We start from the raw sequence: 14,860 nt of genomic DNA on the forward strand, positions 1-14,860 counted from the left end.
AACGCGGCCATTGTGGAGCCAGCAAAAGCACCGCACATCTGGCATGAACGCCACTTGTCTGCGACATGATGTCGTTTCATATGCCATCCAAAACCCATTGGGTTAGAATGCCCCCCTTTTCTGCCCCCGATCCTTGAGGACCGCCATGTTCAGCCGTGATTTGACTATTGCCAAGTACGACGCCGATCTCTTTGCCGCCATGGAGCAAGAAGCTCAGCGCCAGGAAGAGCACATTGAGCTGATCGCTTCGGAAAACTACACCAGCCCTGCGGTGATGGAAGCTCAAGGCTCGGTACTGACCAACAAGTACGCCGAAGGCTACCCGGGCAAGCGCTACTACGGTGGTTGCGAGTACGTCGACGTTGTTGAACAACTGGCCATCGACCGCGCCAAAGAGCTGTTCGGCGCCGATTACGCCAACGTTCAGCCGCACGCCGGTTCCCAAGCCAACGCCGCTGTTTACCTGGCCCTGCTGCAAGGTGGCGACACCATCCTGGGCATGAGCCTGGCCCACGGTGGTCACCTGACCCACGGCGCCAGCGTTTCGTCCTCCGGCAAGCTGTACAACGCGGTGCAGTACGGCATCGACGCCAATGGCCTGATCGACTACGACGAAGTCGAGCGTCTGGCGGTTGAGCACAAGCCGAAAATGATCGTGGCCGGTTTCTCTGCCTACTCGCAGATTCTCGACTTCCCACGCTTCCGCGCCATCGCTGACAAAGTCGGTGCCTACCTGTTCGTCGACATGGCGCACGTGGCCGGTCTGGTCGCCGCCGGCGTCTACCCGAACCCGGTGCCATTCGCTGACGTGGTCACCACCACCACGCACAAGACCCTGCGCGGTCCTCGTGGCGGTCTGATCCTGGCGCGCGCCAACGCCGAGATCGAGAAGAAGCTGAACTCCGCGGTATTCCCGGGCGCCCAGGGTGGCCCGCTGGAGCACGTGATCGCCGCTAAAGCGATCTGCTTCAAGGAAGCGCTGCAGCCTGAGTTCAAGGCTTACCAGGAACAAGTGGTGAAGAACGCCCAAGCCATGGCCGAAGTGTTCATCGAGCGCGGTTTCGACGTGGTGTCCGGCGGTACCAAGAACCACCTGTTCCTGCTGTCGCTGATCAAGCAGGACATCTCCGGTAAAGACGCCGACGCCGCGCTGGGCAAAGCGTTCATTACCGTGAACAAGAACTCCGTGCCAAACGATCCTCGCTCGCCGTTCGTGACCTCCGGTCTGCGCTTCGGTACTCCGGCTGTGACCACTCGCGGCTTCAAGGAAGCAGAGTGCAAAGAGCTGGCCGGCTGGATCTGCGACATCCTGGCTGACCTGAACAACGAAGCGGTGATCGACGCCGTTCGTGAGAAAGTCAAAGCCATCTGCAAGAAACTGCCGGTGTACGGCGCGTAATCGCGACGTTAAATCCGCAGCATGAGAAACCGGCCAAGTGATTGGCCGGTTTTTTTGTGCCCACATTTTTTCAAACGCCTGAACCGCTCAAGAATGGGACTCACCGCACAACTGGTCAGACCGGTCATGCCAATTCGTCAATTTTCACTTGCGATCCGCAAAAATCCGCGCCTAGACTGCACCCGCACTGGACATACCGGTAAGACCACAATAATTAAGTTCTGAATCTGATGCGCCCAAAGGCGCACGGCAGCCAGGACACCGACCAGGATTCCTCCCATGCTCAGATGGTGCTCGCGTTCAATCTTCCTCCAAGTGGTTCTCGGACTGGTGCTCGGCATCGTCTGCGGGCTGACCCTTCCCGAATATTCCGCTCAGCTCAAACCACTGGGTGACGGCTTCATCAAACTGATCAAGATGCTTATCGGCCTGATCGTGTTCTGCGTGGTGGTCAGCGGCATCAGCGGCGCGGGCGATCTGAAGAAGGTCGGACGCATCGGCCTCAAGTCGGTGATCTACTTTGAAGTGCTGACCACCATCGCCCTGGTGATCGGTCTGGTATTCGCCTTCAGCACCGGCATCGGCAGTGGCGCGAATATCCATCTGGAGCAGTTGTCCGCCGCCGACATGGGCGACATCGCCGAACGCGGCCAGCACATGCACACCACCACTCAGTTCCTGATGGATCTGATCCCGACTTCGGTGCTCGGCGCTTTCGCCGATAACAACATCCTGCAAGTGCTGCTGTTTTCGGTGCTGTTCGGCAGCGCGCTGAATCTGGTGGGCGAAGCGGCTTCCGGGATCTCACGGCTGATCAACGAGCTGAGCCATGTGATTTTCCGGATCATGGGCATGATCGTGCGTCTGGCGCCGATCGGCGTGTTCGGCGCCATCGCCTTCACCACCAGCAAGTACGGCCTCGATTCGCTGCAACACCTAGGCAGTCTGGTGGGCTTGTTTTACCTGACCTGCATGGCGTTCGTCAGCGTGATCCTCGGCGTGGTAATGCGCGCCTCGGGCCTGCGTCTGTGGCCCCTGCTCAAATACCTGCGCGAAGAATTGCTGATCGTCATGGGCACCGCTTCTTCCGACGCCGTGCTGCCACAGATCATGCGCAAACTTGAACACCTGGGGATTGGCAGCTCGACGGTCGGGCTGGTGATTCCCACCGGCTATTCGTTCAACCTCGACGGTTTCTCGATCTACCTGACCCTGGCCATCGTGTTCATTGCCAACGCCACCGGCACGCCACTGGCGATGACCGATCTGCTGACGATTCTGCTGGTGTCGCTGATCACTTCCAAGGGCGCCCACGGCATTCCCGGCTCGGCGCTGGTGATTCTCGCGGCGACGCTGACGGCGATCCCGGCGGTTCCGGTCGTGGGTCTGGTGCTGGTACTGGCGGTGGACTGGTTCATGGGCATCGGCCGGGCGCTGACCAATCTGATCGGCAACTGCGTCGCCACCGTGGCCATCGCCCGTTGGGAAAAGGACATCGATGTGCAACGCGCAAACAAAGTACTTAGCGGTCAGCAGGGCTACACCTTTCAACCGCGTAAAACCGGAACTCCGGCGCACCAGCAAGAGTTCTGATTTTCAACCCCGCAGGAGCTGCCGCAGGCTGCGATCTTTTGATCCTGTTTGCGGCAGCCCCAACGGGCTCACGGAGCAAGACAAGTGATCACCACATCAACCGTCGTCAACTCAGTCGTAGAAAAACTGCGCGCCGCCCTCGCCCGCGGTCAGTGGCGCTCCGGCGACATGCTGCCGGGTCAGCGCGAACTGGCCGAACAACTGGGCATCAGCCGCCCAAGCCTGCGCGAAGCAGTGATCGTCCTGGAAACCCTTGGCCTGGTGCGCTCGATGCCGGGCAAAGGCGTGGTGGTGCTCGACGCCCAACTCAGCGACAGCCAGAGCCACGACAGCGCGGTGGCCGGCGCCAGCCTCGAAGACGTGCTGCAACTGCGCTACACCCTTGAGCCTTTCATCGTCGGTCTGGTCGCGCAGTCGATCAGCAGCAAGGAAGTCGGGCAATTGCGCCTGACGTTGATGGACATGCGCGAAGCCCTCGAAGCGGGCGACAGCGAAGCCGGGGTCAGCGCCTACATCGCCTTCCACGAAGAGCTGTTCACCCTGACCTCGAACCCGATTTTCCAGAGTGTGGTGCAGCAAACGAGCAATGCCCTCAAGCAAAGCGCCGAAGTGCTGCGCAATTCGCCTGAGCATCTGGCCGAACGCCTGGAAGAAAACGAAGCGGTGGTGCGCGCAATCCGCAGCAAGAACAGCGCTCAGGCCAGCGCCGAAATGCGTCGGCACATTCTGCGCGAAGGCCAACGGATGGGCGTTGAATTGAACATTCCGGATGACAACCTCAGCCACTGATTGATTCACACTGGAGACCGGCCATGAACAGCCTTGCCACGTCGCCGCACACTCGTCAGATGTCGGCCCCCCTGCACTTCTCCCGCCTGCAGGCGTCGGCAGACGATCTGTACCCGCGGCTGTTCGACGCGATTCTGGACCGGCGAATCGACCCGGCCAGCCGCTTCACCGAAGACAGTCTCAAGCAGATGTTTGGCGTCAGCCGCGCCGATGTGCGCCGGGTGCTGACGCAGTTGTCCCATGAGCAGGTGATTGTGCTGCGCGCCAACCATCGGCCACGGGTGGCCGCACCGGATGCCGAGCAGACCCGGCAAACCCTGCACGCCCGGCGCCTGACCGAAGCGACGCTGGCGCGTCTGGCTTGTCAGAATGCCTCAGCGGAGGGTTTGAAACGCTTGCGCACGCTGGTCGAACGCGAACGTCTGGCCGTGACACAGGAACGGCGTGCGGCGGCGATTCGTTTGTCCGGCGAGTTTCATCTGCAGTTGGCACAAATGGCGGGGAATGCACCGTTGGCGCATTTTCTTGGCAGTCTGGTGCCGTTGACGTCGCTGGCGATTGCGCGGTGTGATGGATCGACGCCCGGTTGCTGCGCGTGGCAGGAGCATCTGGCGATTGTCGAGGCGGTCGCGTCTGGGGATATGTCCATGGCTGAGCGACTGATGAATCAACACCTGGATCATCTTGAGCAGACCTTGCTGGGTACAGCCCTTGAGCATCGTGTCGCCGGTTAGATCGCCTTCGCGAGCAAGCCCGCTCCCACAGTGAATTGCATTCCTCCTGACAGAATGCGACCTACTGTGGGAGCGAGCCTGCTCGCGAAGAGGCCATCGCTGACAACCAGGATCCATCAGGCAGAAGTCACTCTGGCAAACCCCGCCCGAATTTTCTCTTCCGGCAGATCATCGGCAATAAACACGATCACGCTTTCCCGCGCCTCACCCTCGGCCCACTCGGTGTCCCAGTCGAAACCGTAAAGTTTCAGTACGCCCTGAAACACCAGCCGCCGATCCTCGCCAGCGATGTTCAACACGCCCTTGTAGCGCAACAACTGCTTGCCATGTTCTTCCAGCAGCTCATTCATGAACTCGCTGAGCTGATCGATATCCAGCGGCTGGTCTGTGCGCAGCACCAGGCTGGAGATACGGTCGATGGAAGGCGCCTTGCTCACCGGACGCAGACTCACTCCGCCGCCCAGGTCGGCATTGAGGTTGAAGCCACGCACGTCGAGCAGTTCCGCCAGATCGATGTTGCCGTGCTCGACCACGCGGATTGGCGCACGACGGTTGATTCGCGTCAGGCGTTCGCTCAGTGCGTTGAACGTGGTCTCATCCACCAGATCGGTCTTGCTCACCAGCAGGCGGTCGGCGAAACCGATCTGCGCCTGAGCAATGGTCTGGGTCAGGTGCTGGTCGGCATGAGCGGCATCCACCAGGGTAATGATGCCGTCGAGCAGATAGCGTTCGCGCAGTTCTTCGTCAATGAAAAAGGTCTGCGCCACCGGAGCCGGATCGGCCAGCCCGGTGCACTCGATCACCAGCCGATCGAAAGCGATTTCACCGCTGTCCAGGCGTTCGAGCAGCAGGTACAGGGCCTTGGTCAGATCGGTGTGGATGGTGCAGCAGACGCAGCCGTTGGCCAGGGTCATGACTTGCACCGGTTCGACGCCGAGCAACTGGGTGTCGATGCCGGCGTCGCTGAATTCGTTCTCGATCACGGCGATCTTCAGGCCATGCTCGGCTTTGAGCAGATGGCGCAGCAAGGTGGTCTTGCCGGCACCGAGGAAACCGCTGAGTACCGTTACGGGTATGGGAGAAGACAACACACGATCTCCTTAAAGAAACACAAAACAAATGTGGGAGCGGGCTTGCTCGCGAAAGCGGTGTGTCAGTCACCACACGTATCAACTGACACTCCGTATTCGCGAGCAAGCCCGCTCCCACAGGGGGATTACCTCAACCGCAGGCTGTCAGCTCAACAGCACTTCGGCCCACCCTTGCCACCGTAACGCGCTTCCTGACGTTCGCGGAAGAACATCTCGTAGCTCATCACCGGTTTGTCCGGGTGTTTGGTTTGCATATGCTCGACGTAGGTGTCGTAGTCGGGCATGCCGACCATCAGGCGGGCGGCCTGACCGAGGTATTTGCCGAGGCGACTCAGGTCATTGAACATGGTGCAATCCTCTGGTTACGCGTCCGGCAGGGCCTGGAATGGCGATTCTTTATCCGTACGCTCTTTTTTGCCCCAGGCGGCAATGCCGACCTTGAGCGCATAGAACAGGATGCTGAAGACCACGAACAGGAACAGCGCAGTGAGCGTTGCGTTGGTGTAGGCGTTGAAGATCACGTGCTGCATCTGCTCGATACTCTTGGCCGGGGCAATGACTTGCCCGGCGGCCAGGGCATCGCTGTACTTCTTGGCCAGCGACAGGAAGCCGATCGCCGGGTTGGCGTCGAACAGCTTGATGAAGCCTGCGGTGGTGGTGCAGATCAGCAGCCAGGCGGCTGGCAGCAGGGTGACCCAGATGTAGCGCTGGCGCTTCATCTTGATCAGGACCACGGTGCCGAGCATCAGCGCGATACCGGCCAGCATCTGGTTGGAGATACCGAACAGCGGCCACAGGGTGTTGATGCCGCCCAGTGGATCGATCACGCCCTGATACAGCAACCAGCCCCACATCGCCACACAACCGGCGGTGGCGATCAGGTTGGCAGTCCACGATTCGGTGCGCTTGAGCGCCGGAACGAAGGAGCCGAGCAGGTCCTGCAGCATGAAGCGCCCGGCACGGGTACCGGCGTCTACAGCAGTCAGAATGAACAGCGCTTCGAACAGGATCGCGAAGTGGTACCAGAACGCCATGGTGTTTTCACCCGGCAGGACACTGTGCAGGATCTGCGCGATACCGACCGCCAGGGTCGGTGCACCGCCGGCCCGGGCCAGAATGGTGGTTTCGCCGATGTCGTGAGCCACCGCTTGCAGCGCCTCCGGCGTGATCGCGAAGCCCCAGCTGCTGACCATCTGCGCCACCGATGCGACGTCACCGCCGACCACGGCGGCCGGGCTGTTCATGGCGAAGTACACGCCCGGCTCGATCACCGAAGCGGCAACCATGGCCATGATCGCCACGAACGATTCCATCAGCATGCCGCCATAACCGATGTAGCGCGCGTTGGTTTCGTTATCCAGCAGCTTCGGTGTGGTGCCCGAAGAGATCAGCGCGTGGAAACCCGATACCGCACCGCAAGCGATGGTGATGAACAGGAAGGGGAACAGACCGCCCTTCCACACCGGGCCGGTGCCGTCGACGAACTGGGTCAGCGCCGGCATTTTCAGCTCGGGCATGGTCACCAGAATGCCGATCGCCAGGGCGATGATGGTGCCGATCTTGAGGAACGTCGACAGGTAGTCGCGTGGCGCGAGGATCAGCCACACCGGCAACACGGCGGCGACGAAGCCGTAACCGATCAGCATCCAGGTGATTTGCACGCCGGTGAAGCTGAAGGCCTTGGCCCACACCGGATCAGCGGCAATCTGCCCACCGAGCCAGATCGAACCGAGCAGCAGCAACACACCGATGACCGAGATCTCGCCGATGCGGCCCGGGCGGATGTAGCGCATGTAGATGCCCATGAACATCGCGATCGGGATGGTCGCCATCACGGTGAAGATGCCCCATGGGCTCTCTGCCAGTGCCTTGACCACGATCAGCGCCAGCACCGCGAGGATGATGATCATGATCAGGAAGCAGCCGAACAGGGCGATGGTGCCGGGGATGCGGCCCATTTCTTCACGCACCATGTCGCCCAGGGAACGGCCGTTGCGCCGGGTCGACATGAACAGGACCATGAAGTCCTGCACCGCGCCCGCCAGCACCACCCCGGCAATCAGCCACAGCGTGCCGGGCAGATAACCCATCTGCGCCGCCAATACCGGGCCGACCAGAGGTCCGGCGCCCGCGATCGCGGCGAAGTGGTGACCGAAAAGAATGTGTTTGTTGGTCGGCACATAGTCCAGACCGTCGTTGTTGAGCACGGCGGGGGTGGCCCGACGCGGATCCAGTTGCATCACATTGTTGGCGATGAACAGGCTGTAGTAACGGTACGCGACCAGATAAATGGCCACGGCCGCGACCACGATCCACAAGGCGTTGATCGCCTCTCCTCGGCGCAATGCCACTACGCCCAGGGCGCACGCTCCTACGATTGCCAGCACTAGCCAGGGTAAGTGGCGTAGCAGGCTATTATTATTTTTCATTTTATTATTCCAGCCAGGGTGGACAAGAAAGACAGCCACCCCGAGTTTAGCGCTTACGGCGCCAAAGGCCATACCCCGACGTTGGTCTAGACGGCTTGTCGATTGGCAGCCACCCAACGGTCGGGTCTATAGTCAGCGAACTCTTCCGAGGATTGCGCCATGAGCGAACACCCAGCCAATCGCCGTCGCTTCAAACGTATTGCGTTCGATGCCAGAACCGAGCTGAGTCAGGGCCAATTCATCTGGCCGGTGAAGTTGATCGATCTGTCGCTCAAAGGGCTGCTGATCGAACGGCCGGAGCCGTGGCTTGGGGATAGGGAGCAGGATTTCTTCGTCAACATTCATCTGAGCGATGATGTCGATATCGAGATGGATGTACACCTGGCTCACGAAGATCACGGACAACTAGGCTTCGTCTGCCGGCATATCAGTCTGGAGTCGATCCAGCGCTTGCGACGGTTGATCGAGCTCAACCTGGCTGACGAGGCCGAGCTTGAACGCGAACTCGGCGCCCTGATCGAAATCTAGCCATCAATACAAATCCCCTGTGGGAGCGGGCTTGCCCGCGAAGAGGCCGTGTCAGTCGACATTGCTTTCGACTGACACACCGCTTTCGCGGGCAAGCCCGCTCCCATAGGACTATTCGAAAAGTGCGTCGAGCGCCTGCTCCAACCGGGTCACGGCAACGATCTGTAACCCCGGCGGCGCCTCTTTCGGTGCATTGCCCTTGGGCACGATTGCGCGTTTGAAGCCATGCTTGGCCGCTTCCTTCAAACGCTCCTGCCCGCTCGGCACCGGGCGCACTTCGCCGGACAAACCGACTTCACCAAACACCAGCAAATCATGCGGCAACGGCCGGTTGCGCAGGCTCGACATCACCGCCGCCATCAACGCCAGATCCGATGCTGTCTCCAACACCTTCACCCCGCCGACCACGTTGAGGAACACGTCCTGGTCGTGAGTCGGAATACCACCGTGACGGTGCAATACCGCCAACAACATCGCCAATCGGTTCTGATCAAGGCCCAACGTCACGCGCCGTGGATTGGCCAGATGGCTATCATCCACCAGCGCCTGCACTTCCACCAGCATCGGCCGGGTGCCTTCCCAGGTGGCCATGACCACACTGCCCGGGACTTCTTCCTGGGCACGGGTGAGAAAAATCGCCGACGGGTTGGAGACTTCTTTCAGGCCCTTGTCGGTCATGCCGAACACGCCCAGTTCATTGACCGCACCGAAACGGTTTTTCACCGCCCGCAACAAACGCAAACGGCCATCGGATTCGCCTTCGAAATACAGCACGGTATCGACCATGTGCTCCAGCACCCGCGGGCCGGCGAGCGCGCCTTCCTTGGTGACGTGACCGACGAGGAAGATCGCCGTGCCGCTCTGCTTGGCATAACGCACCAGCAACGCCGCGCTCTCACGTACCTGCGAGACGCCACCCGGCGCTGATTGCAGCTGTTCGGTGAAAATGGTCTGGATCGAGTCGATCACCATCACCTTGGGTTTTTCCTGACGGGCGGTGGCAATGATGGTTTCGATGCAGGTTTCGGTCATCACCCGCAGTTGATCCTGGGGCAGCCCTAAACGTCGGGCGCGCATCGCCACTTGCTGCTGGGATTCTTCGCCGGTGACGTACAGCGCCGGCATGCTCTTGGCGAGGTTGCACAGGGTCTGCAACAGAATCGTCGACTTGCCGATGCCCGGATCACCACCGATCAGCACCACCGAGCCATCGACCAGACCGCCACCCAAAACCCGATCCAGCTCACCGGACGCGGTGGAGAAACGTGGAATCTCCTCGATGCTGACTTCGGCCAGGGTCTTGATCTGCGCCTGCTGCCCGGCCCAGCCGGTACGCCCGGTGGGCGCCGTGGCCCCGCCGCTTTCGATCATGGTTTCGGTCAGGGTGTTCCAGGCGCCGCACTCGCCGCACTGGCCCGCCCACTTGGGAAAGGTTGCGCCGCACTCGGTGCAGCCGTACATGCGCTTGGCCTTGGCCATCTGGATCCCCCGGCAAAAACCGCGATGATAACGCAGCCACCGCTCAGCGCGGCGCGGCGGTACGGATTTCGCCGTTGGCCAGACGCGCGGCGCTGTTGCCCAGCGGGTCTTCGGCATTAAGATCGGCGCCCTTGGCCTTGAGCGCGTCGAGCAGTTCGATGCGCTTGAACAACCCGGCGTACATCGCCGCAGTCTGGCCTGCGCCGTTGCGCTGATCGGGGCTGCAATCGGTGGCCATCAGCCTTCGAGCAATCTGCATCTCGCCTTTGAAAATCGCCCCCATCAGCGCTGTATTGCCACGTTGGTCCTGCGCGCAGGCATCAGCGCCCGCTGCCAGTAACCGGTCAACTGCCGCACCCTGGCCGTGATACGCCGCCAGAATCAAAGCCGTGTAGCCCTTGCTGTCGCGGGTATCGAGGGAATAACCGGACTCGATAAAGGTCTCGAGCATCGGCACATCACCACGCCGGGCGGCATCGAAATAGTAATCCTGCAACTGCGCCTTGATCGCCTCGGGGTTCTGTTCGGCCAGCGCTGTAAATGACAGGCAACCGAGCAACAGTAAAAGAAAGGCACGCATAAACGCTCTCCTTGGGCAGAACGGGGCCTGAATCAGGCCCCGCGTTGCATGGCGTCGAGATCAGTCGACCAGTTTCGCTGCCAGCGCCTTGACCCGGCTCAGGTCACCCTTGGCCACTTTGGTCACACCGGTGCCGTATTCCGGATCTGCCTTATAAAGAAAGGACAGGATGATGTGCTTGCTCTCGTCATCGGTGGTCGCCAACGAACCGCCGAAGCTGGCGATCAGGTCCTGACGCTCCTGCTGGCTGAACGAGCGATACAGATCCCCGGCCTGTTTGAAGTTCTGCTCACGCTGAATCTTCGCCTGCTGGGTGCTGCCCGACAGTGCCAGCTGGCTGTAACGCGCGCTCTGCGGCTCTTCACGCGGTTGCAGGCGGCTTGGCTGATAGTTCACGCCAGACGCCGTGGCACCGAAGTTCATCGCACCATCCTGATTGCCATTGTTGACCGCAACTTTTGGCGCGTTGATCGGCAACTGCAGGGCATTGGCTCCCAGACGATACATTTGCGTATCGGCATAAGAAAACACTCGGCCTTGCAATAGACGATCTTCTGAAGGTTCGATACCCGGCACAACATTGGCCGGGGCCATGGCAACTTGTTCGGTTTCCTGGAACACATTGGCCGGATTACGGTTCAACACCATTTGTCCAACTTTTCGCTCAGGAACATTCGGCCAGATCTTGGTAGCGTCCAATGGATCGAAATCAAACTTGGACAAATCTTGTGGATTCAGCACTTGGATGTACAAGTCCCATTTCGGGAAATCACCCTTGTTGATATGACCGACCAGATCATTAGTCATATGACTGTAATCTTTGCCCTGAACTTTCTCGACTTGTTCAGGTGTCAGGTTTTTGATGCCCTGCAAACTTTTCCAGTGGAACTTCACATAGTGCACTTCGCCTTTGGCGTTAACCAATTTGTAGGCATGCACGCCATTACCGTCCATTTCCCGATAACTGGCTGGAGTACCCGAATTGGAATACAGCTCGGTCAGCGTGCGAGTGGCTTCCGGCACGTGGGAGAAGAAGTCGAAACGACGCGAGTCATCGTCAAGGTTGGTGCGTGGATCGGGTTTGAACGCATGGACCATGTCCGGAAACTTGATCGCGTCGCGAATGAAGAAGGTCGGGAAGTTGTTGCCGACCAGGTCCCAGTTGCCATCAGCGGTGTAGAACTTGGTGGCAAAGCCCCGTGGATCGCGCAGGGTTTCCGGGGAGTGGTTACCGTGAACCACTGCGGAGAAGCGCACGAACACTGGCGTCACCTGCCCGGCAGCGAATACCTTGGCCTTGCTCAGGTCACTGAGGTCGTTGGTCACAGTGAACGTGCCATGGGCACCGGTACCGCGGGCATGCACCACGCGCTCGGGAATGCGCTCACGGTCGAAACGCTGGAGTTTCTGGATCAGTTGCACGTCTTGCAGCAGCACCGGGCCGTTGGCGCCGGCGGTTTGCGAGTTCTGATTGTCGCCCACCGCTGCACCGTTGTCCCGGGTCAGGGGCGCGGCGTGCACGGAGAAGGTCAACAGGCTGGCGGTGAGTACGCCGAGCGTACGGCGATGGGGAAAAGCCCCCAGTCCAAGGGTGGAATTCATATCAGGTTCCTCTGGTTCTTTTGGGCGCATCCAGGTGCGCCAACCAGAGGCTAGAGGGCTAAGTCCGCGAACATAAATAGAAAGTTCGTAACCCGACGATTGAAAATTTTGGCTTCCCGATCAGCGCGTTACGGCGTATTTCGCGCGCGATTAGTGGCACTTTGCAAACTAATTGCAGATTTATCGGTCGATAAAAACGGGCATTGTAAGAAGGTGTTTCACGCAGGACGCGTTTGCTGATTTACACTGCGTACACCAACCTCATCTGTAACAAGGAAATAACCTATGGGCGTGCTAAGTGAGTTCAAGGCCTTCGCGGTCAAAGGCAATGTGGTCGACATGGCCGTCGGTATCATCATCGGTGCTGCCTTCGGCAAAATTGTTTCGTCGTTTGTCGGCGACGTGATCATGCCGCCAATCGGCCTGTTGATCGGAGGGGTGGACTTCAGTGATCTGGCCATCACGCTAAAAGCCGCCGAGGGCAACGCCCCTGCCGTGGTCTTGGCCTACGGTAAATTCATCCAGAGCGTTCTGGACTTCGTGATCGTCGCCTTCGCGATCTTCATGGGTGTCAAAGCCATCAACCGCCTGAAACGCGAAGAAGCCGTGGCCCCTTCCCTGCCACCGGTTCCGACCAAGGAAGAAGAGTTGCTCGGTGAGATCCGCGATCTGCTCAAGGCCCAGAACAACCGGCCTTGACTGCTTGATGAATAAAGAACGGCGCCTGATGGCGCCGTTTTTTTACCAGTAGTTTTCCACCGCCACCTGTCCCGGCCGCCGCGTCAGGCTCAGGCTCATGTGGCGTTTCTTCAGCAGTGCCCGGGTGTCGTCGATCATCTGCGGATTGCCGCACAGCATGACGCGCGAGTGCTGGGGGGCCAGTTCAACGCCGGCTTCACGCTCCAGCTCGCCGCTTTCAATCAGGCTGGTAATACGGCCATGCAAGGCACCAGGAACCTTTTCTCGGGTAACGGTGGGAATGAACTGCAGTTTATGGGCGTGTTCTGCCAGGTAATCACGCTCGGACAGTTCTGCAATCAACGACTGATAGGCCAGTTCCCGCGCTTCGCGCACGCTGTACACCAGAATGATCCGCTCGAATCGCTCCCACACTTCGAAGTCCTGCAGAATCGACAGAAACGGCGCAACCCCGGTCCCGGTGGATAACAGCCACAAATCCCGACCGTCGACAAACCGATCCAGCGTCAGGTAACCAAAGGCCTGGCGTTCCACCAGCAGGGTATCGCCGACCTGCAAGCGACTAAGTTCACTGGTGAATTCGCCACCTGGCACCACGATGGAGAAGAACTCGAGAAACTCGTCGAAGGGTGAAGAGACCATCGAGTAAGCACGCCAGACCGTGCTGCCATCAGCCTTTGTCACCCCCAGGCGAGCGAATTGTCCCGCGCGAAACCTGAAGCCCGTATCGCGCGTGGTGCGCAGGGTAAACAGACTGGGGGTCAAAGGCTGCACGTCGAGCAAGGTCTGGGCAGTAAATTTATCTGCGCTGACAGTCATGGGGGCACTCCACGGAAAAGACCCTGACAGTCTCGCGCAAACTCAGAGCATAAACACCACTGCTTTTGTAGTGGTTTACCGTTCAGACCGCCCGAAAAAATGAGAATTAAACCCAAATGCCGTTAATACAGCTTTATTCAAAGTCCGATTGAATGACAGGTTAAATCCAACGCGTTATTGATGACTAATAACCTTTCCAGCAACTAACCGCCCCCTCCAAGAGCAAAAAAATTCAACGCCATTTGTAAGACCTGTCCTACACTCGGTTGCGTGCAGGATCCGATTGGATCCATAAAAAGCACCCGACGAACGACTCATGGAGAGTGAGTGATGGAAATGTGGAAGGAGTCGCAATTAAAGCAACTGACTTTCGCAAGAGAAATAGAGACCGCTTATCCGATCCTGCTGCGATTCGCTCAAAATATTGGCTTCAATTTTTGTGCCATCTCATTGACATCAAACAATCGGAACGCTGACTTAAAGACCTTGCAAATCAATAACTATCCGAAAGAGTGGAACCAACTTTATGAAAGACAAAACTACAGAAAAATCGACCCGGTAGTAGCACACTGCAGTCATTCAATGCTGCCGATTGTCTGGACCGAGGACGTGTTTTCGCAAACCTTGTCGCTGTGGGACGCGCAACAGAGGCATGGGTTGCGACACGGTTGGTCCCAGTCGTTCCACCACGAAGACAGCGGGCTGTGCAGCACCCTGAGCCTTGCCAGGAAAAACGGTCCATTAAGTCCGCTCGAGTTATACGAGCATTTTGGCTATATGTTTTACGCAACCAGCCACCTGAGTGACCTGTTCGCCAAAACCTTGCCCAAACCGGCCAAAAAGCCCGTCCCCCCACGCCTTTCACCGCGAGAACTGGAAGTGCTCAAGCTCTCGGCGCTCGGCAAGACGGCCTATGAGATTGCCAGGATCCTCTGCCTGAGCGAGCGGACGGTGAATTACCACGTGCAAAACGTGATTCTCAAACTGAACGTCTGCAACAAGATTTCTGCGGTCATTGCCGCCAAGAGTTGCGGCCTTCTCGACATGCCCGCCCACTAAAAGCTGCGAGTATTTCAACGGAAAAAAACGTACCATTTGCAACCTTCCTGAGTGATGAC

14 protein-coding genes are annotated in these 14,860 nt (G+C 59.0%); 7 read left to right on the top strand and 7 right to left on the bottom strand.

The features are described from left to right. Positions 1 to 145 precede the first annotated feature (145 nt). The 4 genes from glyA (at position 146) to V3W27_RS17240 (ending at position 4,515) form a co-directional block, all read left to right on the top strand. Complete coding sequence (gene glyA, locus V3W27_RS17225) at positions 146 to 1,399, top strand: serine hydroxymethyltransferase (RefSeq protein WP_003228394.1); 1,254 nt, start codon at positions 146 to 148, stop codon at positions 1,397 to 1,399. Positions 1,400 to 1,678: 279 nt separating this feature from the next. Next, positions 1,679 to 2,992, top strand: a complete 1,314-nt coding sequence (locus tag V3W27_RS17230; protein ID WP_330207131.1) for a C4-dicarboxylate transporter DctA — start codon at positions 1,679 to 1,681, stop codon at positions 2,990 to 2,992. Positions 2,993 to 3,076: 84 nt separating this feature from the next. Then, a complete protein-coding gene (locus V3W27_RS17235) occupies positions 3,077 to 3,781 on the top strand; it encodes a FadR/GntR family transcriptional regulator (protein ID WP_027612834.1) in 705 nt (234 codons plus the stop codon). A gap of 23 nt (positions 3,782 to 3,804) precedes the next feature. Continuing rightward, the gene (locus V3W27_RS17240; RefSeq protein WP_247269236.1) at positions 3,805 to 4,515 is read left to right on the top strand and encodes a GntR family transcriptional regulator; all 711 of its coding nucleotides are present in this window, start codon (positions 3,805 to 3,807) and stop codon (positions 4,513 to 4,515) included. A 116-nt stretch (positions 4,516 to 4,631) separates the two neighbouring features. Here the strand turns inward: V3W27_RS17240 and yjiA are convergent, their stop codons facing one another. The 3 genes from yjiA to V3W27_RS17255 form a co-directional block, all read right to left on the bottom strand. Further along, positions 4,632 to 5,603 (bottom strand): GTPase, encoded by a 972-nt coding sequence (gene yjiA / locus V3W27_RS17245; protein ID WP_330207192.1) that lies wholly within the window; start codon positions 5,601 to 5,603, stop codon positions 4,632 to 4,634. 152 nt (positions 5,604 to 5,755) lie between these two features. Beyond that, positions 5,756 to 5,953 carry a YbdD/YjiX family protein gene (locus V3W27_RS17250; protein WP_003228401.1) on the bottom strand — a complete coding sequence of 66 codons (198 nt, stop codon included), beginning with the start codon at positions 5,951 to 5,953 and terminating at the stop codon, positions 5,756 to 5,758. Positions 5,954 to 5,968: 15 nt separating this feature from the next. Beyond that, complete coding sequence (locus tag V3W27_RS17255; protein WP_007963766.1) at positions 5,969 to 8,035, bottom strand: carbon starvation CstA family protein; 2,067 nt, start codon at positions 8,033 to 8,035, stop codon at positions 5,969 to 5,971. Positions 8,036 to 8,194: 159 nt separating this feature from the next. Between V3W27_RS17255 and V3W27_RS17260 the strand changes: the two genes are divergently transcribed. After that, entirely contained in the window at positions 8,195 to 8,563 is a 369-nt protein-coding gene (locus tag V3W27_RS17260; RefSeq protein WP_027612837.1) for a PilZ domain-containing protein, read from the top strand. A gap of 111 nt (positions 8,564 to 8,674) precedes the next feature. On the opposite strand, the gene radA is transcribed toward V3W27_RS17260, so the two are convergent. The 3 genes from radA to katB are packed head-to-tail and all read right to left on the bottom strand — an operon-like array spanning position 8,675 to position 12,224. Beyond that, positions 8,675 to 10,042 (bottom strand): DNA repair protein RadA, encoded by a 1,368-nt coding sequence (gene radA / locus V3W27_RS17265; RefSeq protein ID WP_115988855.1) that lies wholly within the window; start codon positions 10,040 to 10,042, stop codon positions 8,675 to 8,677. Between the two features lie 43 nt (positions 10,043 to 10,085). Then, positions 10,086 to 10,622, bottom strand: coding sequence for an ankyrin repeat domain-containing protein (locus V3W27_RS17270; protein WP_097089277.1), 537 nt, complete (start codon positions 10,620 to 10,622; stop codon positions 10,086 to 10,088). Positions 10,623 to 10,682: 60 nt separating this feature from the next. Next, positions 10,683 to 12,224, bottom strand: coding sequence for a catalase KatB (katB, locus tag V3W27_RS17275; protein ID WP_330207132.1), 1,542 nt, complete (start codon positions 12,222 to 12,224; stop codon positions 10,683 to 10,685). Between the two features lie 285 nt (positions 12,225 to 12,509). Between katB and mscL the strand changes: the two genes are divergently transcribed. Further along, positions 12,510 to 12,923 carry a large-conductance mechanosensitive channel protein MscL gene (mscL, locus tag V3W27_RS17280; protein ID WP_115986790.1) on the top strand — a complete coding sequence of 138 codons (414 nt, stop codon included), beginning with the start codon at positions 12,510 to 12,512 and terminating at the stop codon, positions 12,921 to 12,923. A gap of 42 nt (positions 12,924 to 12,965) precedes the next feature. On the opposite strand, the gene V3W27_RS17285 is transcribed toward mscL, so the two are convergent. After that, the gene (locus tag V3W27_RS17285; protein WP_330207133.1) at positions 12,966 to 13,742 is read right to left on the bottom strand and encodes a ferredoxin--NADP reductase; all 777 of its coding nucleotides are present in this window, start codon (positions 13,740 to 13,742) and stop codon (positions 12,966 to 12,968) included. 330 nt (positions 13,743 to 14,072) lie between these two features. On the opposite strand from V3W27_RS17285, the gene V3W27_RS17290 reads away from it, so the two are divergent. Beyond that, a complete protein-coding gene (locus V3W27_RS17290) occupies positions 14,073 to 14,801 on the top strand; it encodes a helix-turn-helix transcriptional regulator (protein WP_027612843.1) in 729 nt (242 codons plus the stop codon). The last annotated feature ends 59 nt before the right edge of the window (positions 14,802 to 14,860 follow it).

Origin of the sequence: Pseudomonas sp. AM14(2022) (assembly GCF_036346455.1) — a bacterium.
In the GTDB taxonomy this organism is placed as follows: Bacteria; Pseudomonadota; Gammaproteobacteria; order Pseudomonadales; family Pseudomonadaceae; genus Aquipseudomonas; species Aquipseudomonas putida_A.